The 18972-nt window shown below is 71.6% G+C and carries 19 protein-coding genes; 14 read left to right on the forward strand and 5 right to left on the reverse strand.

Annotated features, from left to right (window positions below):
- The first annotated feature begins 14 nt into the window (after window positions 1-14).
- From IPT68_RS16260 to serC, 7 genes are all read left to right on the forward strand, one after another.
- Window positions 15-2090, forward strand: coding sequence for an ATP-binding protein (locus IPT68_RS16260; RefSeq protein ID WP_189700258.1), 2076 nt, complete (start codon window positions 15-17; stop codon window positions 2088-2090).
- Complete coding sequence (locus IPT68_RS16265; protein WP_189700259.1) at window positions 2087-2494, forward strand: roadblock/LC7 domain-containing protein; 408 nt, start codon at window positions 2087-2089, stop codon at window positions 2492-2494. Before IPT68_RS16260 ends, IPT68_RS16265 begins: the two co-directional genes overlap by 4 nt.
- A complete protein-coding gene (locus IPT68_RS16270; RefSeq protein ID WP_189700260.1) occupies window positions 2491-2838 on the forward strand; it encodes a DUF742 domain-containing protein in 348 nt (115 codons plus the stop codon). Before IPT68_RS16265 ends, IPT68_RS16270 begins: the two co-directional genes overlap by 4 nt.
- Entirely contained in the window at window positions 2819-3436 is a 618-nt protein-coding gene (locus IPT68_RS16275; protein ID WP_189700261.1) for a GTP-binding protein, read from the forward strand. Before IPT68_RS16270 ends, IPT68_RS16275 begins: the two co-directional genes overlap by 20 nt.
- A complete protein-coding gene (locus IPT68_RS16280) occupies window positions 3433-4668 on the forward strand; it encodes a cytochrome P450 (protein ID WP_189700262.1) in 1236 nt (411 codons plus the stop codon). The genes IPT68_RS16275 and IPT68_RS16280 overlap by 4 nt, the downstream gene beginning before the upstream one ends.
- Window positions 4665-5957, forward strand: coding sequence for a cytochrome P450 family protein (locus IPT68_RS16285; RefSeq protein WP_228040495.1), 1293 nt, complete (start codon window positions 4665-4667; stop codon window positions 5955-5957). The genes IPT68_RS16280 and IPT68_RS16285 overlap by 4 nt, the downstream gene beginning before the upstream one ends.
- Before the next feature lie 152 nt (window positions 5958-6109).
- Window positions 6110-7228 carry a phosphoserine transaminase gene (gene serC / locus IPT68_RS16290; protein ID WP_189700263.1) on the forward strand — a complete coding sequence of 373 codons (1119 nt, stop codon included), beginning with the start codon at window positions 6110-6112 and terminating at the stop codon, window positions 7226-7228.
- 121 nt (window positions 7229-7349) lie between these two features.
- On the opposite strand, the gene IPT68_RS16295 is transcribed toward serC, so the two are convergent.
- Window positions 7350-8324: a WD40 repeat domain-containing protein gene (locus IPT68_RS16295; protein ID WP_189700264.1), complete on the reverse strand. Its 975-nt coding sequence runs from the start codon at window positions 8322-8324 to the stop codon at window positions 7350-7352.
- Window positions 8325-8412: 88 nt separating this feature from the next.
- Here IPT68_RS16295 and IPT68_RS16300 point away from each other — a divergent pair, with 88 nt between their 5' ends.
- From IPT68_RS16300 to IPT68_RS16310, 3 genes are all read left to right on the forward strand, one after another.
- A complete protein-coding gene (locus tag IPT68_RS16300; protein WP_189700265.1) occupies window positions 8413-9087 on the forward strand; it encodes a GDSL-type esterase/lipase family protein in 675 nt (224 codons plus the stop codon).
- 124 nt (window positions 9088-9211) lie between these two features.
- Window positions 9212-9799: a Uma2 family endonuclease gene (locus tag IPT68_RS16305; RefSeq protein ID WP_189700266.1), complete on the forward strand. Its 588-nt coding sequence runs from the start codon at window positions 9212-9214 to the stop codon at window positions 9797-9799.
- Window positions 9800-9856: 57 nt separating this feature from the next.
- The gene (locus tag IPT68_RS16310) at window positions 9857-10849 is read left to right on the forward strand and encodes an aldo/keto reductase (RefSeq protein ID WP_189700267.1); all 993 of its coding nucleotides are present in this window, start codon (window positions 9857-9859) and stop codon (window positions 10847-10849) included.
- A gap of 218 nt (window positions 10850-11067) precedes the next feature.
- Here the strand turns inward: IPT68_RS16310 and thpR are convergent, their stop codons facing one another.
- The gene (gene thpR, locus IPT68_RS16315; RefSeq protein WP_189700268.1) at window positions 11068-11640 is read right to left on the reverse strand and encodes an RNA 2',3'-cyclic phosphodiesterase; all 573 of its coding nucleotides are present in this window, start codon (window positions 11638-11640) and stop codon (window positions 11068-11070) included.
- 113 nt (window positions 11641-11753) lie between these two features.
- Here thpR and IPT68_RS16320 point away from each other — a divergent pair, with 113 nt between their 5' ends.
- A complete protein-coding gene (locus tag IPT68_RS16320) occupies window positions 11754-12344 on the forward strand; it encodes a Uma2 family endonuclease (RefSeq protein WP_189700269.1) in 591 nt (196 codons plus the stop codon).
- Window positions 12345-12365: 21 nt separating this feature from the next.
- On the opposite strand, the gene IPT68_RS16325 is transcribed toward IPT68_RS16320, so the two are convergent.
- Entirely contained in the window at window positions 12366-13739 is a 1374-nt protein-coding gene (locus IPT68_RS16325) for an MFS transporter (RefSeq protein WP_189700270.1), read from the reverse strand.
- A gap of 27 nt (window positions 13740-13766) precedes the next feature.
- On the reverse strand, window positions 13767-14204 hold the full coding sequence (locus IPT68_RS16330; protein WP_129803609.1) for a MarR family winged helix-turn-helix transcriptional regulator: 438 nt from the start codon (window positions 14202-14204) through the stop codon (window positions 13767-13769).
- A gap of 154 nt (window positions 14205-14358) precedes the next feature.
- Here IPT68_RS16330 and IPT68_RS16335 point away from each other — a divergent pair, with 154 nt between their 5' ends.
- Window positions 14359-14541, forward strand: coding sequence for a ribbon-helix-helix protein, CopG family (locus IPT68_RS16335; protein WP_189700271.1), 183 nt, complete (start codon window positions 14359-14361; stop codon window positions 14539-14541).
- A 25-nt stretch (window positions 14542-14566) separates the two neighbouring features.
- Here IPT68_RS16335 and IPT68_RS16340 read toward each other — a convergent pair whose 3' ends face one another.
- Window positions 14567-16018: an NCS2 family permease gene (locus IPT68_RS16340; protein WP_189700272.1), complete on the reverse strand. Its 1452-nt coding sequence runs from the start codon at window positions 16016-16018 to the stop codon at window positions 14567-14569.
- 156 nt (window positions 16019-16174) lie between these two features.
- Here IPT68_RS16340 and IPT68_RS16345 point away from each other — a divergent pair, with 156 nt between their 5' ends.
- Together IPT68_RS16345 and IPT68_RS16350 are read left to right on the forward strand one after the other, a co-directional pair.
- Window positions 16175-16447, forward strand: coding sequence for a DUF2530 domain-containing protein (locus IPT68_RS16345; RefSeq protein WP_189700273.1), 273 nt, complete (start codon window positions 16175-16177; stop codon window positions 16445-16447).
- 119 nt (window positions 16448-16566) lie between these two features.
- Window positions 16567-18966: a cation-translocating P-type ATPase gene (locus tag IPT68_RS16350; protein ID WP_189700274.1), complete on the forward strand. Its 2400-nt coding sequence runs from the start codon at window positions 16567-16569 to the stop codon at window positions 18964-18966.
- The last annotated feature ends 6 nt before the right edge of the window (window positions 18967-18972 follow it).

The following is an 18972-nucleotide window of genomic DNA, read 5'->3' on the forward strand; positions in this document are numbered from 1 at the left end:
GAGGACCCTGACTGATGACCTCTCGCCTGCTCCCCGGCGACCGCCCCACCCCCCGTAGCCTGCTGCCCGCCCCGCTGATCACGGCCGCCCTCTCCGCGCTCGGCGTCACCGCCGCCGTGCTCCTCGCACCGGACTCCGCCCGCACCGCTCTCACGGTGGCCGGGGCGCTCGCCGGCCTGCTGCTGTGCGCGGCCGTCACGGTGGCGTCGCACGCCGTCCTCTCCGCGCGCGCGACCCGCGGACGGCTGGACACCGTCACCCAGGACCTGGGCCGGCTGCTCCAGGAACGGGCCCGTCTGGCGGAGGAGTCCCGCCGGCAGCACGAGGGGCTGACGAAGGAACTCACCCGGGAACGCGCCCGCCTGACGGCCGACGTGGACCAGGAACGGACCCGCCTCACCGAGACACTGACGGCGGAGCGCGAACGTCTCACCGAACAGCACGCCACCGACCTCGCCCGGCTGGCGCAGGAGCACGCCGAGGAGCGGAACCGGCTCACGGACGGGCACGCCGCCGAGGTGAACCGGCTCACCGAGGAACACACCGCCGAGGTGAACCGGCTCACCGAGGAACACACCGCGCGCGTGGAGCGGCTGTCCGAGGAGCACGCCGAGCGACGCGACCGGCATGAGCGGGAGCGGGCACGCCTGGTGGAGGACCGTGACCGGCTCGCCGCGGACCTCGCCCGGCTGGGCGCCCGGCTGCGCGAGGCCAACGCGGCCCGCACCGCCGCGCTGTCCGCGACCGCCAACGCGGCCGGACGGCTGCAGGCCCTGGCCACCGGCATGCTCGCGGACCTGCGCGCGATGGAGGAGAAGCACAGCGACGAGGAGGTCCTTGCCGACCTGCTCCACCTCGACCACCGCACCGCCCAGGCCGGCCGGCTCGCCGACTCCGTCGCCGTCCTCACCGGGGCCCGCTCCGGCCGCCGTTGGGCGCGGCCCATCGGCATGGAGTCGATCCTGCGCGGCGCCATGGGCCGGATCAACGGATACCGGCGTGTGCGTGTCCACTCCGCGAGCGACGCCGCCGTCGCCGGGCACGCCGCCGAGGGCGTGATGCACGCGCTCGCCGAACTCCTCGACAACGCGGCGAACTTCTCGCCGCCGACCGCCGAGGTCCACGTCTACGTGGAGGAGGTGCCGGCCGGCGTCATCGTGTCCGTCGAGGACAGCGGGCTCGTCATGGGCGAGGCCCAGCTGCGCCGCGCCGAGCGCGCGGTCTCGGGCGAGTCCGCCGAACTCGGGGGCCTGACCGGCACCCGGCTCGGACTCGCCGTGGTCGGCCGGCTGGCCCGGCGGTACGGCCTCAAGGTCTCCTACCGTCCCTCGGCCCGCGGCGGCACGGGCGTGCTGATGCTCGTACCGCAGGACATCCTCGTACCGCCGGAGGCGTCCAAGGCGTCGACCGCCGGCGCCGCGCGGGCCACCGGCGGCCCGGCGCCCGCCGCCCGCGGCACCTCCGCGCCGGGCACGCACACCACCGAAGACGCCGCCCGCGCCGCCACCACTCCGGCCGTCCCCGCCACACCGGCCGCACTCACCGGGACCCCGTCCGCGGCCCCCTCCGCGCACGCCCCCGAGCCGGACACGGCGGCCGACCCGTCGTCGGTCCCGCACCTCCCCCGCCGCCGGGACGGCCGTGCCGCCGAGGACCGGCCGGCGGAGCGGGAGACGACGGACGCACTCACCCGGGGAGCGGCCGCCACCCCCTCGTACGCGGCGGCCCGCGCCGGTTCCGACCTCGACCCCGACCCGGTGCCCACGCACGAGTCCGCGGACCGCGACACCGACGCGCCCGCGCTCACGCTCCCCCGCCGCCGCCGTGGCCACACGCTCGCCGAGGCCGAGAGCGCCCGGTCCGGCAGCCCGGCGCCCGTCGCGCGGCCGGCCCCGACCGCGCACGAGACGAAAGCCCGCACGGCCCGCTTCAGCAGCTTCCGCAAGGCCGTGCGCGCGGCCGCCCCGGACGTCCCGGCCTGCCCCACGTCGTCGGCCCCGGACGAACCGCCCTCGCCCACCGCGTCGGCTCCCGCTTGCCCTGTATCCCCCGCAACACCCCCGACCCCGGAAGGCGACACGACCTCATGACCGGCACGACGACCGCCGACGACAAGCTCACCTGGCTCATAGAGGGCCTGCTGGAGCGCACGCCGGGCGCACGGCACGCGCTCGTGCTGTCCCGTGACGGCCTGAAGCTGTGCCGAACCCCGGAGCTCACCACCGACCAGGCCGACCAGCTCGCCGCCATCGCGGCCGGCATCCAGTCGCTGTCCCACGGCGCCTCGGTCGAGTTCGGCGACGGCAGCGGGGGCGTCCGCTCGGCGATGACCGAGTTCTACGGCGGGGTCCTGTTCATCGTGGAGGCCGGCGAGGGAGCCCATCTGGCCGTCGTCACCACCGAGGACGCGGACGCCGGGCTCGTCGGGCACAACATGAGCGAGCTGGTGGAGCAGCTCGGCGAGCACCTGACCGCCCCGCCGCGCACGTCATGAGCAGGCCCGGCAGGGACGACGCACCGGACCGGCTCTACACGCTCACCCAAGGGCGCAGCCGGTCCGGTCCCGACAACCCCTTCGACCTGGTGACCCTGGTCGTCGCCGAGTGCGATCCCGTGCCCGGCATGCAGTCCGAGCACGCCGCGATCCTGCGCATGACCGAACGCCCCACGGCGGTCGTGGAGATCGCGGCGGAGCTGAAACTGCCGGTGAGCATCACCCGCATCCTGCTCTCCGACCTCCTCGCGGCGGGCCGGGTCTCCGCCCGCCACCCCCGCCAGGCCGCCGTTCCCGACCCCGACATCCTGGAGCAGGTGCTCGTTGGACTCCGCAACCTCTGAGACGCGCACACCGCTGAGCGCGTCGGCCGACAACGGCCTCAAGATCGTGGTCGTGGGCGGCTTCGGCGCCGGCAAGACGACGATGGTCCGCTCGGTGAGCGAGATACGTCCCCTCAACACCGAGGAGACGATGACCCAGGCCGGCGAGACCGTCGACGACCTGCGCGGTGTGAACGGCAAGACCGCGACCACCGTGGCCTTCGACTTCGGCCGCATCACGCTGGACCGGCGCAACGTGCTGTACCTGTTCGGCGCGCCCGGCCAGCAGCGCTTCTGGTTCCTGTGGGACCGGCTGTTCTCCGGGACGCTCGGCGCGGTCGTCCTGGTCGACACCCGGCGCATCGACGACTCCTGGTACGCCATCGACCGGCTGGAGAAGCGCGGCACCCCGTTCATCGTTGCCTGCAACGACTTCGGCGGCCCGGCCTTCACCACCCAGCAGATCCGCGAGGCCCTCGACCTCGATCCGCACGTGCCGCTGGTCACCTGCGACGCGCGGTCCCGGGAGTCGAGCAAGCTGGTCCTGATCACGCTGGTGGAGCACATCCAGGCCCTGTACGCAGACCCCTCCCGAGCCCCCCGTCAGGAGCTGGTGTGAGCCCCGCCGCCCTCCCCGATCCCGTTCCGCTCAGCGGGTCCCTGCTCCAGGAGGACCCGGCCCGGGTGTACCGGGAGATGCGCCGCGAGCACGGCAGCGTGGTCCCGGTACTGCTGGACGGCGACGTACCGGCCTGGCTGGTGCTCGGCTACCGCGAGCTGCACCAGATCACCGGGGACGCGGTGCTGTTCAGCCGCGACTCGGAGCTGTGGAACCAGTGGGAGAACATCCCCGAGGACTGGCCGCTGCTGCCCATGATCGGCCGGAGGCAGCCGTCGATCCTCTACACCGTCGGCGAGCGGCACCGCCTGCGGGCCGGGATGCTGACCGCCGCCCTGGAGGCGGTGGACCCGTTCGAACTGCGCGGCTACACCGAGAGGTTCGCCGACGAGCTGATCGACGGCCTCTGCTCCAAGGGCAGCGCGGACCTCGTCGCGGAGTTCGCGATGCTGCTGCCGGTGCGCGTCCTGGCCCGGCTCTACGGCTTCTCCGACGAGGAGGGCCCCGCGCTGGTCACCGCCCTCAACGACATGATCGACGGCCGGGAGCGGGCCCTGGCGGGCCAGACCCACCTGTTCACGTCGATGACGGCGCTGGTGGCCGGCCGCAGGGAGGCGCCCGCCGAGGACGTCGTGTCCCGGATGCTCGCCGACACCTCCGGCTTCACCGAGCAGGAGGTCGTCCAGGACCTCATGGTGATGATGGCGGCGGGACACCAGCCGACCGCCGACTGGATCGGCAACTCGCTGCGTCTGATGCTGACCGACGGCCGGTTCGCGGCCTCCCTGTTCGGGGGCCGCAACAGCGTCGCCGAGGCGATGAACGAGGTGCTGTGGGAGGACACCCCCACGCAGAACGTGGCCGGGCGCTGGGCCTCCCGCGACACCCAGCTCGGCGGGCGACGCATCCGCGCGGGCGACATGCTGCTCCTCGGCCTCCAGGCCGCCAACTCCGATCCGCAGGTACGCACCGACGGCTCGGCGCTGACGGGCGGCAACAGCGCGCACTTCTCCTTCGGCCACGGGGAGCACCGCTGCCCGTTCCCGGCGCAGGAGATCGCCGAGGTGATCGCCCGGACCGGCATCGAGGTCGTCCTGGACCGGCTGCCGGACATCGACCTCGCGGTGCCGGCCGCCTCCCTGACCCGCCGCCCGTCGCCGTGGCTGCGCGGACTGTCCGAACTCCCGGTCACGTTCACTCCCACGCCCGCCCTTGGAGGCACACTCGCATGACCGCTGGTACGGATTCCCCGACGTCCCCCGATTCCCCGCCGTCCGCCGAGGCCCCGAAGGCCCCGGCCGGCGCCGAACCGGCCAGAATCCACCTCGACCCCTTCGTCTCCGACCTGGATGCGGAGAGCGCCGCGTTGCGGGCCGCCGGGCCCCTCGCGCCCGTGATGCTGCCCGGCGACGTACCCGTATGGGCGGTCACCCGTCACGCGGAGGCGAAGAAGCTGCTCACCGATCCCCGGCTGGTGAAGGACATCAACGTCTGGGGCGCCTGGCAGCGCGGCGAGATCGCCCCCGACTGGCCGCTGATCGGCCTGGCCAACCCGGGCCGTTCCATGCTCACCGTGGACGGCGCGGACCACCGGCGGCTGCGCTCGCTGGTCGCGCAGGCGCTCACGCCCCGCCGGGTGGAGCAAATGCGCGGGCGGATCACGGACCTGACGGAGGGTCTGCTGGACCGGCTGGCCGAACACTCCGGGGACACCGTCGATCTCAAGGCGGTGTTCGCGTATCCCCTGCCGATGTACGTGATCGCCGACCTGATGGGGCTGGCGGAGGAGCGACTGCCGCGGCTGAAGGAGCTGTTCGAGAAGTTCTTCTCCACGCAGACCCCGCCCCAGGAGGTCGTCGCGACCCTCACCGAGCTGGCCGGGATCATGGCGGAAACGGTCGCGCGCAAGCGCGAGACGCCCGGCGACGACCTGACCTCGGCGCTGATCCAGGCGTCCGAGAACGGCGACCGCCTCACCGACGAGGAGATCGTCTCCACGCTCCAGCTGATGGTCGCGGCCGGTCACGAGACGACGATCTCGCTCATCGTCAACGCGGTGGTCAACCTCTCCACGCACCCCGAGCAGCGGGAGCTGGTGCTCTCCGGCAAGGCGGACTGGTCGGCGGTGGTCGAGGAGACCCTGCGCTGGTCCACCCCCACCTCGCACGTGCTGATCCGGTTCGCCACCGAGGACGTACCGGTCGGGGACCGGATCCTCCCAGCGGGCGACGCGCTGATCGTGTCGTACGCCGCGATCGGCCGCGACGAGGAGGCCCACGGGCCGACGGCCGGCGCCTTCGACATCACCCGGGAGACCGCCAACCGGCACATCTCCTTCGGTCACGGCCCGCACGTGTGCCCCGGGGCGGCCCTCTCCCGCCTGGAGGCGGGCGTGGCCCTGCCCGCCCTGTACGCGCGTTTCCCCGAGTTGGACCTCGCGGTCCCGGCGGGCGAACTGCGCAACAAGCCGGTGGTCACCCAGAACGACCTGTACGAACTGCCGGTTCGGCTCGGGAGCTGACCCGCGGGACGGTCGTCCGGGGGACGGCGGGTGGGCGGCGGGACGGACGGTCCGCGGCCGTCCCACCCGCACGGCGTCCACCCGCCGTCCCGCTCGTCTCAGCCGCCGGACGACGTTTCGCCCCGGTTTCTTCGAACCGCTAGGCTCCGGTCGTGGCTGAGATCCGGATTCCCTCTGACATCAAGCCCGCGGACGGACGTTTCGGCGCGGGTCCCTCCAAGGTGCGGACGGAGGCGCTGGACGCCCTCGCCGCGACCGGCACGTCCCTCATGGGCACCTCCCACCGTCAGGCCCCGGTCAAGAACCTGGTCGGGAAGGTGCGCGAGGGCATCCGTGAGCTGTTCCAGCTCCCCGACGGCTACGAGGTGATCCTCGGCAACGGCGGCTCCACCGCGTTCTGGGACATCGCGACGCACGGCCTGATCGAGAACAAGTCGCAGCACCTGGCGTTCGGCGAGTTCAGCTCCAAGTTCGCCAAGGCCGCCAAGCTGGCCCCCTGGCTGGCCGAGCCCGACGTCATCTCCGCCGACCCCGGCACGCACCCCGAGCCGCAGGCCACGGCGGGTGTGGACGTCTACGCGTTCACCCACAACGAGACCTCCACCGGCGTCGCCATGCCGATCAAGCGGGTGGCCGGCGCCGACGAGGGCGCGCTGGTCCTGGTGGACGCCACCAGCGGCGCCGGCGGTCTGCCCGTCGACATCGCCGAGACGGACGTCTACTACTTCGCCCCGCAGAAGTCCTTCGCCTCCGACGGCGGCCTGTGGATCGGCGTCTTCTCCCCCGCCGCGATCGAGCGCGCCGAGCGCGTCCACGCGTCCGGGCGGCACGTGCCGGAGTTCTTCAGCCTGCCGACGGCGATCGACAACTCCCGCAAGAACCAGACGTACAACACCCCGGCGCTCGCCACCCTCTTCCTGCTGAACGACCAGCTGGAGTGGATCAACGGCCAGGGCGGTCTCGACTGGGCGGTGCGGCGCACGGCGACCTCCGCGCGGACCCTGTACGGCTGGGCCGAGGACATCAAGTACGCCAACCCGTTCGTCGCCGACCCGGCCAAGCGCTCGCAGGTCATCGGCACCATCGACTTCACCGACGAGGTGGACGCGGCGGCCGTCGCCAAGGTGCTGCGCGCCAACGGCGTCGTCGACACCGAGCCGTACCGCAAGCTCGGCCGCAACCAGCTCCGCGTCGCGACGTTCCCGGCGATCGACCCGGCGGACGTCGAGGCACTGACGAAGTGCGTCGACTACGTGATCGAGCAGCTGTAACCGACCCGCGCGAGGAAGGGGCCCGGAGCACCGCTCCGGGCCTCTTCCCGTGGTACGGCCACCGACTCGGCTTCCCTCAACGCCCGGAGACGCCGGTGGGCCGGCGGCGGGAGTCGGCCGTTCAGCCCCGGCGGCGCAGGCGGCGCAGGCCGAGCAGGAGGGCACCGGCGGCGAGGACCGCCATGGCGCCGGTGCTCAGGGAGAAGGAGTCGCTGCCGTCCTTCTCGGGTGACGTCCTGTCCGGCGCGGGGGACTTGGTCGCGGTGTCGGACGCGCCGGGGGCGTCCATGGGCTCCACCGTGCTGTCGGCGCCCTCGTTGCCGAACATGACCTTCGTGCCGTCGGCGGTGTACGTCACCGACTCGCCCTGCCCCAGGGACGGCACGCCGAGCCGCCCGGTGCGCTTGATCCGGCCGTCGTTCCAGTCGTACGCGAGCGAGCCGAAGTAACTGCGCACGACGAGCCGCTCGCCGTCCGGCGAGAACGCCGCGTCGGTGGCCTCCAGGTCGGCGACGGGGGCGATGGGCTCGAAGACGTTCGTGCCGGAGGCGGACAACCGCTCCGGGCCCTCGTACAGGTGCCCGCCCGCCTCGTTCTTGTCGATGAGGTACACCCGCCCCGTCCTCGGGTGCACGACGAGCGACTCGGCGTCCCGCGGGCCGTCGGCGTACCGGACGACGTACTGCGTGGCCCGGACGGTCCGGTCCGTCAGCTCCTTCGGCTCGGGCAACTGGTAGATCCACACGTGGTCCCAGCTTCCGCCCAGGTTGTCGCCGATGTCGCCCACGTAGATCTGGTCGCCGGGCCCGATGGAGACGGCCTCCACGTCGCGGGGGCGGCCGACGCCGGTCAGGGTGAGGGTGGCGACGGTCTCTCCGGTCGCGCTGTCCACGGCGTACAGGTAGGCCCCGTCGTCGCTGTCGTTGTGGGTCCAGTAGACGCCGGGGTGCCGGCGGGAGGCGGCCAGGCCGCTGGACTCGGTGATCCGCGGGTCCTTGATCGTGAAGCCCTCGTCCCCGTCGGCGGCGGAGGCGGTCGGCACGGCGACCGCGCCCGTGAGAAGGGCAGCGGTGAGGAGGGCGAGGGATCGGCGCATGCCCCAAGACTGCCATCCCGCACGGCTTTTCACCGGGGGTGGTGGGCCTCACACCCCACCCTTCCCGCTGATCGTCCATCATGAGCGGATGCTCAGGTTCATGCCCGTAGGCGACTCCATGACCATCGGCAGCGCGGGCGAACACACATGGCGTTACCGGATGTGGCGGCACCTGTGCGACACGTACGGCGGCCCCTTCACGCTCGTCGGCCCGCGCGAGACGCTCTACGACAAGGCGGCCCAGGAACCGGTGTCGTACGCCTACGCCGAACCGGACTTCCCGCGCGCCCACCTGGCCGGGTGGGGCGAGGGCTGGCTGCACATGGCACCGCTGATCCGCGACGCGGTACGCGACTGCCGTGCGGACGTCCTGCTGGTCTCCCTCGGCCTCATCGACCTGGGCTTCTACACGAACGCCGAGCAGACGGCGGAGAACGTCCACGCCTTCGTCGCGGGCGCGCGGGAGGCCAACCCGCGCATCCGCATGGTCGTGCTCCCGGTGATACCCAACGTGCGCTGCGCCTCCGACGCGCCCTTCGCCGAGCAGGTGGCCGCCTTCAACGACCTCCTCGCGAAGGCCGTCGCCGACCTGGACGAACCGCGCTCGTCGCTGCTGCCGGCGCCGCCGCCCGCGTCGTACGACATCCACTCGGACACCTACGACGGCACCCACCCGAACGCGAGCGGCGAGCACAAGATCGCGGGTGCGTTCGCGGCGGCGATGTACCAGGGGTGGGGGCTGGGCGGGGACTACGAGGGCTGAGCCGCGCGAGGGTCGGCGGCGGTGCGACCGGCACAGTCGCTTTCTCCCCGTCACGGGAGCCCGTGCGTATCGTTGTACCGCGCGGCTGCGCCCGTTCGTGGGGCAGCCGGGGAGGAGCGCCACGATGACCGTCGTGATGACCGACAGGATCGAGATGGCCGACGACAACGCCCAGCGTCTGGACGAGTGGTTCGCACTGCTGGAGCGGATGGTCCCCGAGGGAATCAAGGCTGAGGTCGTCGAGGGGGCCGTCCACATGGTGCCGCAACGGGACGCGCACTGGCAGATCATCCGCCGGATCATCCATGCACTGGAGGACAGGTTCGGCAGGGACATCAACGTGACGACCGATGTGCGCATCGACTTCCCCGGCTTCGAGAACGGCTTCTGCCCCGACGTGATGAAGCTGCGCGACGACGCGGAACGCGACCCGGAGCGCGGCTGGCGCCACGAGGACGTCGAGTTCGTCGCCGAGGTCATCTCCCGCGGGACCGGGATGAACGACTACGGCCCGAAAAAGGCCGCGTACGCCGAGGCCGAGGTTCCCGTCTACCTCATCGCCGATCCCTACCAAGGCCGCTGCCACGTCTTCACCGACCCCAAGGGCGGCGAGTACCGCACCGAGTCCCGGTTCGATTTCGGCGAGCGGATCGACCTCACCCACACGCTGCTCGACCTGACCCTCGACACGGCCACGTTCCCCCGCGACTGAACCGCTCCGTCCCACCCGCTTGCCTTGAGTCCACTTCAGGCCGTTGGCTTGTGGACCATGAAGTACACGCAGCTCGGACGCACCGGACTCAAGGTCAGCCGTCTCGTCCTCGGCACGATGAACTTCGGTCCGCAGACAGACGAATCAACCAGCCACCGCATCATGGACGCCGCTCTCGACGCGGGTCTGAACTTCGTGGACACCGCCAATGTGTACGGCTGGGGCGAGAACAAGGGCCGCACCGAACGCATCATCGGCAACTGGTTCGCCCAGGGCGGTGACCGGCGGGACAAGGTCGTCCTCGCCACCAAGGTGTACGGCAACATGGGCCTGGACGGCTCTCCCTGGCCCAACCACGACAAGCTCTCCGCGCTGAACATCCGGCGCGCGGTCGACGCCAGCCTCAAGCGGCTCCAGACCGACTACATCGACGTCTACCAGTTCCACCACGTCGACCGGGCGACCCCGTTCGAGGAGATCTGGCAGGCGATCAACGTGCTGGTGCAGCAGGGCAAGATCCTGTACGTCGGATCCAGCAACTTCCCCGGGTACAAGATCGCCCAGGCCAACGAGATCGCCGCCCGCCGCGGCGGCACCATCGGCCTGGTCAGCGAGCAGTGCCTGTACAACCTCTACGAGCGCCGCGCCGAGATGGAGGTCCTCCCGGCCGCGCAGGACTACGGCCTCGGCGTCATCCCGTGGTCGCCCCTGCACGGCGGGCTGCTCGGCGGTGTGCTCAAGAAGGAGGTCGAGGGCCGGCGCCGGGCCTCCGGGCGGGCCGCCGAGACCCTCGCCGACCCGGCGGCACGCAAGCGGATCCAGGCGTACGAGGACCTGCTCGACAAACACGGGGTGGAACCCGGCGAGGCGGCCCTCGCCTGGCTGCTCACCCGGCCCGGCGTGACCGGCCCGATCGTCGGCCCGCGCACCGTCGAGCAGCTCGACTCCGCGCTGCGCGCCGTCGAGCTGGAACTGTCGCAGGAACTGCTGGCCGGGCTGGACGAGATCTTCCCGGGTCCCGGTCCGTCGCCGGAGGCGTTCGCCTGGTAGTCACCGCCGTCAGCGTGCGGTGGGCGACCTCAGGGGCGCGGGGACCGCGTGACCGGCCGTGGACGGCCCTCGACCGTCCGGCGGTCCGCGGTCCCCGCGCCCGGGATGCCGTTCGCCGACGGCTACCTGACGGCCGAGGCCAGGGCCACGACGACGAACATCAGCACGAGCGCACCGGCCATGATCCGGTTCCGGGTTTTCGGGTCCACGTACCGAGACTAACCGGCGCCGCCCAGCGGCCAGCGGGCGACCGCCTCGTAGCGGGGCTGTTCGCCCGGCACCCCGGACGTCGGCAGGTTGCTGCGCACCAGTGCCAGCTCGTCCACGGTCCAGGTGCGGCTCGTGAACCCGGCCAGCGCGTCGACGTACGCCCGCACGTCCCTGGCGTCCCGGCTGCGGGCCAGCGTCAGATGGGCCTTGTACCGCCGGTGCTCCCCCATCTCCAGCCCCGCCTTCCGCGCGGCCGCCTCGGCCCGCTCGGCCAGCAGCCGGAGCGTCGCGAGGTCGCCCTCCGCCCCGGCCCACAGGGCCCGCCCCTGCCCGAACCGGCCCCCGCCCCGCACGGCCAGCTCGAACGCCGGCGTCCGCCGCGCGGCCCGCTCCAGCCGGGCCGACAGCTCCGGTACGAGGTCCTCGTCGACCTCTCCGTAGAAGGCGAGCGTGAAGTGCCAGCCGGGCCGGCCGGTCCAGCGCAGCCCGTCGGCGCCGGGCAGCCCCTTCAACGCGGCCACTTCCGAGGCCAGCTCGTGGGCGACGTCCTCGGGGGGCAGTACGGCGGCGAAGAGTCTCATGGGGCCAGTCTGCACGGGCGCGTCCACACGTCCGGGCGTGTCCCCGTCACCGTGCGTATCGTTGTACCGCGCGGCTGCACTCGGGTGAGCGGCAGCCGGGGAGGAGCGCCACGATGACCGTCCTCGAAGACAGGATCGAGATGGCACACGACAGCGGCGACGAGCTCACGCTCGACACGATGTTCGAGTGGCTGGAGAAGATGCCCATCCCCGAGGGATACCGGACCGAGATCGTCGGGGGGAACATCTGCATGGCACCGCAGCGCGGCACTCACTGGCAGATCATCGCAGCCGTCTACGACCAGCTGAGGACCAAGTACCCCCGCACCCGGCTGCTGTCCGACGTGCGCATCGACTACCCCGGCCACCTCAACGGGTTCGCGTCCGACGTCACGCTGGTCGCCGACGGCGCGCAGGAGGACGACAACGGCCGCTGGCACCACAAGGATGTCGAGTTCGTCGTCGAGGTCATCTCCAGGGGCACCGCGATCAACGACTACGGCGCCAAGAAGACCGCCTACGCCGAGTCCGAAGTGCCGGTGTACCTGATCGTGGACCCGTACAAGGGCGAGTGGCACCTGCACACCCTGCCGAAGGACAGCGAGTACCACGGACACGTGACCTTCCCCTTCGGCGACGAGATCGACCTGACCGGCACCGTCGTCGGCCTCGTCCTCAAGACCGACGAGTTCCCGCGGGACTGACCGGCGGCCGACCCCGCCGGATCACGCCGCCGGCGCCAGCTGCTCCTGCCGCTCACGGGGGACGAAGCGCACCCTTGGATGCCCGTGGTGCCAGCCCACCGACAGCCGCAGGCCCCCGGCGCGAGCCAGGATCAGGCCGATGGTGAGGGCGGCCAGGGCCGCGACCGCGCCGCCGGTCGCCAGGCCGACGCGGGCGCCGTAGGTGTCCGTGATCCAGCCGACGACCGGGGCGCCGACCGGGGAGCCGCCCAGGAAGACCATCATGTACAGGGCCATGACGCGGCCCCGCATCGCCGGGTCGGTGGCCATCTGGATGCCGGTGTTGGCGGTGACGTTGACCGTCATGCCGAAGACGCCGAGCGGGATCATCAGCAGGGCGAACAGCCACAGCGACGGGGTCACCGCGGCCACGATCTCCACGGTCCCGAAGACCAGCGCCGCCGCTGCCAGCAGCCGCATCCGGGCCGTGCCCCGGCGGGCGGCGAGCAGCGCGCCGGTCACCGAGCCGACCGCCATGAGCGTGTTGAACAGGCTGTAGGTGCCCGCGCCGACGTGGAAGACCTCCCCCGCGAAGGCGGAGAGGTAGACCGGGAAGTTGAACGCGAACGTCCCTATGAACCCGACCAGCACGATCGGCCAGACCAGGTGCGGGCGCCCGGCGACGTACGCCAGGCCCTCACGCAGCTGCCCCTTGCCGCGCGGCGCGCGCTCGACGGCGTGCAGTTCGCGCGGGCGCATCAGCAGCAGGCCGACGAGGGGGGCGACGTAGGACAGGCCGTTGAGGAGGAACGCCCAGCCGGTGCCCACGCCGGTGATCAGGACGCCGGCGACGGCGGGGCCGATCATGCGGGCGGACTGGAAGTTCGCGGAGTTCAGGCTGACCGCGTTCTGGAGCTGGTCGGGGCCGACCATCTCGCTGACGAAGGACTGGCGGGCCGGGTTGTCGACGACCGTGGCGAGGCCGACCGCGAAGGCGGCGACGTACACGTGCCAGACCTGCACATGGCCGGTCAGCGTCAGGGCGGCGAGGGCCAGGCCCGTGAGTGCCATCGCCGTCTGGGTGACCATGAGCGCGGGGCGCTTGGGGAGGCGGTCGACGAGGACTCCGCCGTAGAGGCCGAACAGCAGCATCGGCAGGAACTGCAGCGCCGTCGTGACGCCGACGGCGGTGGCGGAACCGGTGAGGCTGAGCACCAGCCAGTCCTGCGCGATGCGCTGCATCCAGGTGCCGGTGTTGGAGACGACCTGGCCGAGGAAGAACAGGCGGTAGTTGCGGATGCGCAGCGAGCTGAACATCGAGGACTTACGGGTGTCCCCGGCGGGGGTTTCGGGGATGGGCCGGGGGTCGTGGGCGGTCGGTGCGGGGGCGGAGTCTGCTCCGGGTCCCGTACTCAAAAGGGTTCGCCTCCTCAAGCGGTGCGGTCACAGGTGCGCGAGCTTCTCCAGCACGGGGGCGGCGGCGCGCAGTTTCGCCCACTCGTCCTCGTCGAGGTCCTCGACCAGCGAGGCCAGGAACGCGTTCCGCTTGCGACGGCTCTCCTCGAGCATCGCCTCGGCCCGCTCCGTCTGGGTGACGACCTTCTGGCGCCGGTCCTCGGGGTGCGGCTCCAGCCTGACCAGCCCCTTGGCCTCCAGCAACGCGACGATGCGGGTCATCGACGGCGGCTGCACGTGCTCCTTGCGGGCGAGTTCGCCCGGGGTGGCGGTGCCGCAGCGGGCCAGGGTGCCCAGGACCGACATCTCGGTCGGGCTCAGTGACTCGTCGACCCGCTGGTGCTTGAGCCGACGGGACAGCCGCATCACGGCCGATCGCAGGGAGTTCACGGCGGCCGCGTCGTCGCCATGGGTAAGGTCCGGCATGTTCTTTAGCTTACCTCATTACCCTCGCTAAGGAACACTCGCGACACGCCTGAAAGCACGTGACACGCGCCACGCACCACCGGCTTCACCCATACGGGTGATCCAGCTGCGGAACGTGACCCGCCGGCCCGGAGCGCACCCGACCCTCGTGTGCATGGGGACCAGTGTGCTCAGCCTGCGAATAGACGGTGACCTGCTCGAACGCCTGCGGCACCGGGCCGCGAAACGCGGCATGAGCGTCCAGGACTATGTCGTCCGGACGCTCATGCGCGATGACTTCGACGAGCGGTTCCAGGCCGCCGTCGAGGAGACGGAGCGGTTCTACGGGGTCACCTGACCGGGGCGGCAGGGCACCCCGCGGCTCAGGTCAGACCCAGCGCCGGCATCAGGTAGTAGAAGGCGAACACCGCCGACACGGCGTACATCGCCGCCGGGACCTCCCGGCCGCGGCCCGAGGCCAGGCGCAGCACCACGAAGGCGATGAAGCCCATGCCGATGCCGTTGGTGATCGAGTAGGTGAACGGCATCATCAGCATCGTCACGAAGGCCGGGATGGCGATCGTGTAGTCGTCCCAGTCGATCTCCCGGATCGAACCGGCCAGGATCAGGAAGCCGACCGCGACGAGCGCGGGCGTGGCCGCCTGGGACGGGACCATGGTGGCGACGGGCGTCAGGAAGAGCGCCAGGGCGAACAGCCCGCCCGTGACGACGTTCGCGAAGCCGGTGCGGGCGCCCTCGCCGACGCCGGCCGTGGACTCCACGAAGCAGGTGGCGGCCGAGGAGGAGCTGGCACCGCCCGCGGCGACCGCGATGCCGTCGACGAACAGGACCTTGTTGATGCCCGGCATCTGCCCCTGGGCGTCGGTCAGCTTGGCCTCGTCGCTGACGCCCATGATCGTGCCCATGGCGTCGAAGAAGCACGACAGCAGCACCGTGAAGACGAACAGGATGCCGGTCAGCACCCCGACCTTCGCGAAGCCGCCGAACAGGCTGACCTGGCCGACCAGGCCGAAATCGGGGGTGGCGACGGGGTTGCCGGGCCACTTCGGCGTCGTCAGGCCCCAGGACGGAACCGTGGCGACGGCGTTGACGATCACCGCGAGGACCGTCATGGCCACGATCGAGATCAGGATCGCGCCGGGCACCTTGCGCACGATGAGCGCCAGCGTGAGCAGCACACCGAGGACGAAGACCAGCACGGGCCAGCCGTTGAGGTGACCGGCGACGCCGAGCTGGAGCGGGACGGTGGTCTGGGCGGCGTCCGGGATGCGGGAGACGAAACCGGCGTCGACGAGACCAATCAGCATGATGAACAGGCCGATACCGATCGCGATGGCCTTGCGCAGGCCGTACGGCACGGCGTTCATCACGCGCTCGCGCAGACCGCTGGCGACCAGCAGCATCACCACGAAGCCGGCGAGCACCACCATGCCCATCGCGTCCGGCCAGGACATCCGCGGGGCGAGCTGGAGCGCGACGACCGAGTTGACGCCCAGGCCGGCGGCCAGCGCGATCGGCACGTTGCCGATCACGCCCATGAGCAGGGTGGTGAACGCCGCGGTGAGCGCCGTGGCGGTGACCAGCTGTCCGTTGTCGAGCTGGTTGCCGTACATGTCCTTCGCGCTGCCGAGGATGATCGGGTTCAGCACGATGATGTAGGCCATCGCGAAGAAGGTCGCGAAGCCGCCTCGGACCTCACGGGCGAGGGTGCTGCCGCGTTCCGAGATCTTGAAGTAGCGGTCGAGGGCGCCGTACGCGGGCGCGCCGCCCGGCTGCTCGGGCGCGGGTGCCTTGGGGGAGGCCGAGGTGGGCATTTGGTCTTTCCTACGAACAGAACCGGTCAAAGGCAAACGGCTTCAGTATGAACATATGAGGGCCGAAGTGGCCATCTCCGCGCGTAGACGCCTGGGCCGGCACCGGCCCGCCCCCGCGCCCGACCACCCCGGGCGACCGCCTCGTAAGCTGTGCCCATGGCGAAGTGGACCCCCAAGCACGAGGCGCCGGAGCCCCTGGAAGGCCCGGTGGTCGGCACCGTCACCGGTGGCACGATCCTCTGGTTCGTCCTCTTCGTGGCCCAGCTGCCCTTCTACGGCTGGTACGACGAGCACGGCCACACCTGGTGGCTGTGGACCTGCCTGGCCGGCGGCGGTCTGGGCCTGATCGGCATCTGGTACGTGCGCAGGCGCGATGCCGCCATCAAGCGCGCGGCGGTCGCGGGCGAGCGGACGACCCCGGCGCCGTAGCCCTTCGCCCGGCCCACGGGGAGCCCCGTCCTGCCAAGGCACTACGAACGTCCTTCCGTAGTCGGATCTTCACCGCACTCGGGGGGTGAAGGCCCACATCCGCACGTACCGTCGAATGCATGACGCACATCGACGCGGGCGCCGGTCTGTTTCCCGCGCAACCCCTGCGCGCGCCCTCGCCCACGACCGGGCTGACCGCCGCCGAGGTCGCCGAGCGGGTCGCGCGCGGGCAGGTCAACGACGTGCCGGTGCGCAGCAGCCGGTCGATGGCCGACATCGTCCGCGCCAACGTCTTCACGCGGTTCAACGCCATCATCGGTGTGCTCTGGGCGATCATGCTGGTCGTCGCGCCGATCCAGGACAGCCTCTTCGGCTTCGTCATCCTCGCCAACACGGGCATCGGCATCCTCCAGGAGTGGCGGGCGAAGAAGACCCTGGACTCCCTGGCCCTGATCGGCGAGGTGCGGCCGACCGTGCGGCGCGACGGGGTGGCCGCCGAGGTCGGCACGGCGGAGATCGTGCTGGACGACCTGATCGAGATCGGGCCGGGCGACAAGGTCGTGGTCGACGGGGTGTGCGTCGAGACCGACGGCCTGGAGATCGACGAGTCACTGCTCACCGGTGAGGCCGATCCGGTGGTCAAGCGGCCGGGGGACCAGGTCATGTCCGGCAGCTTCGTGGTCGCCGGGGGCGGGGCGTTCCAGGCGACGAAGGTGGGGCGCGAGGCGTACGCCGCCCAGCTCGCGGAGGAGGCGTCCCGGTTCACGCTGGTCCACTCCGAGCTGCGCTCGGGCATCTCCACGATCCTCAAGTACGTGACGTGGATGATGATCCCGACCGCCATCGGCCTCGTCATCAGCCAGCTGGTGGTGAAGCAGACCGACTTCAAGGGCTCCGTCGCCCGCACCGTCGGCGGCATCGTCCCCATGGTCCCCGAGGGCCTGGTGCTGCTCACCTCCGTCGCCTTCGCCATCGGCGTGATCCGGCTCGGCCGCAAGCAGTGCCTGGTCCAGGAGCTGCCCGCGATCGAGGGCCTCGCCCGCGTCGACACCGTCTGCCTCGACAAGACCGGCACCCTCACCGAGGGCGGCATGGACGTCACCGAGCTGCGCACGCTGGACGCCCACGACGAGGCGTACGTACGGCAGGTGCTGGGCGCCCTCGGCGAGTCCGACCCGCGCCCCAACTCCTCCCTGCAGGCGATCATCGACGCCTACCCCGACGCCGAGGAGTGGCGCTGCGTCGAGGCGCTGCCCTTCTCCTCCGCCCGCAAGTACAGCGGCGCGTCGTTCAGCGAGGGCAACGGCGAGTCCAGTACGTGGCTGCTGGGCGCCCCCGACGTCCTGCTCCGCGAGGACGACCCGACCCTCGCCGAGACCGACCGGCTGAACGAGCAGGGCCTGAGGGTGCTGCTGCTGGCCCGCGTCTCGGGCGACCTGGACTCCCCCGAGGTCGCCCGGGACGCCAAGCCCGCCGCCCTCGTCGTACTCGAACAGCGGCTGCGTCCCGACGCCGCCGACACCCTGCGCTACTTCGCCGAGCAGAACGTCAGCGCCAAGGTCATCTCCGGCGACAACGCCGTGTCGGTCGGGGCCGTCGCCGGCAAGCTCGGGCTGGCCGGTGCGACGGTGGACGCGCGCCGGCTGCCGGCCGACCGGGACGGCATGGCCGAGGCCCTCGGCCGGGGCACGGTGTTCGGGCGGGTCACCCCGCAGCAGAAGCGGGACATGGTCGGGGCGCTCCAGTCCCACGGGCACACGGTCGCGATGACCGGCGACGGGGTGAACGACGTGCTCGCCCTGAAGGACGCCGACATCGGGGTCGCGATGGGCTCGGGGTCGGAGGCGACGCGGGCGGTGGCGCAGATCGTGCTGCTGAACAACAGCTTCGCCACGCTGCCGTCGGTCGTGGCGGAGGGCCGCCGGGTCATCGGCAACATCACGCGCGTGGCGACGCTGTTCCTGGTCAAGACGGTGTACTCGGTGCTGCTGGCGATCCTGGTGGTGTGCTGGCAGGTCGAGTACCCGTTCCTGCCGCGGCATCTGACGCTGCTGTCGACGCTGACGATCGGCGTCCCGGCCTTCTTCCTCGCCCTGGCGCCCAACAAGGAACGGGCCAAGCCCGCCTTCGTGCGGCGGGTGATGCGGTACTCGATCCCCGGGGGTGTGCTGGCCGCGCTGGCGACCTTCGCGACGTATCTGTTCGCCCGCCACCACTACACCGGGCCCGGTGCGCTGGCGGCGGAGACGAGCGCCGCGACGCTGACGTTGTTCCTGATCGCGATGTGGGTGCTCGTGATCATCGCCCGGCCGTACACGTGGTGGCGGGTCGCGTTGGTGGCGGCGATGGGGGCGCTGTTCGTCCTGGTGCTGGTGGTGCCGTGGTTGCAGGACTTCTTCGCGCTGAGGCTGGTCGGGATGACGGTGCCGTGGATCGCAGTGGGGATCGCGGGCGTCGCGGCGGTCGCCCTGGAGATCCTGTGGAGGTGGGTCGACCGCCGTTTCCCGACCCGCGGCTAGGGGGTC

The sequence above is a fragment of the Streptomyces chromofuscus genome (assembly GCF_015160875.1).
GTDB classification, from domain to species: Bacteria; Actinomycetota; Actinomycetes; order Streptomycetales; family Streptomycetaceae; genus Streptomyces; species Streptomyces chromofuscus.

Coding starts and splice junctions, on each gene's coding strand:
- IPT68_RS16260 (WP_189700258.1), top strand. CDS start 15: ATGACCTCTCGCCTGCTCCCCGGCGACCGCCCCACCCCCCGTAGCCTG.
- IPT68_RS16265 (WP_189700259.1), top strand. CDS start 2,087: ATGACCGGCACGACGACCGCCGACGACAAGCTCACCTGGCTCATAGAG.
- IPT68_RS16270 (WP_189700260.1), top strand. CDS start 2,491: ATGAGCAGGCCCGGCAGGGACGACGCACCGGACCGGCTCTACACGCTC.
- IPT68_RS16285 (WP_228040495.1), top strand. CDS start 4,665: ATGACCGCTGGTACGGATTCCCCGACGTCCCCCGATTCCCCGCCGTCC.
- IPT68_RS16295 (WP_189700264.1), bottom strand. CDS start 8,324: ATGCGCCGATCCCTCGCCCTCCTCACCGCTGCCCTTCTCACGGGCGCG.
- IPT68_RS16300 (WP_189700265.1), top strand. CDS start 8,413: ATGCTCAGGTTCATGCCCGTAGGCGACTCCATGACCATCGGCAGCGCG.
- IPT68_RS16305 (WP_189700266.1), top strand. CDS start 9,212: ATGACCGTCGTGATGACCGACAGGATCGAGATGGCCGACGACAACGCC.
- IPT68_RS16310 (WP_189700267.1), top strand. CDS start 9,857: ATGAAGTACACGCAGCTCGGACGCACCGGACTCAAGGTCAGCCGTCTC.
- thpR (WP_189700268.1), bottom strand. CDS start 11,640: ATGAGACTCTTCGCCGCCGTACTGCCCCCCGAGGACGTCGCCCACGAG.
- IPT68_RS16320 (WP_189700269.1), top strand. CDS start 11,754: ATGACCGTCCTCGAAGACAGGATCGAGATGGCACACGACAGCGGCGAC.
- IPT68_RS16330 (WP_129803609.1), bottom strand. CDS start 14,204: ATGCCGGACCTTACCCATGGCGACGACGCGGCCGCCGTGAACTCCCTG.
- IPT68_RS16335 (WP_189700271.1), top strand. CDS start 14,359: ATGGGGACCAGTGTGCTCAGCCTGCGAATAGACGGTGACCTGCTCGAA.
- IPT68_RS16340 (WP_189700272.1), bottom strand. CDS start 16,018: ATGCCCACCTCGGCCTCCCCCAAGGCACCCGCGCCCGAGCAGCCGGGC.
- IPT68_RS16345 (WP_189700273.1), top strand. CDS start 16,175: ATGGCGAAGTGGACCCCCAAGCACGAGGCGCCGGAGCCCCTGGAAGGC.
- IPT68_RS16350 (WP_189700274.1), top strand. CDS start 16,567: ATGACGCACATCGACGCGGGCGCCGGTCTGTTTCCCGCGCAACCCCTG.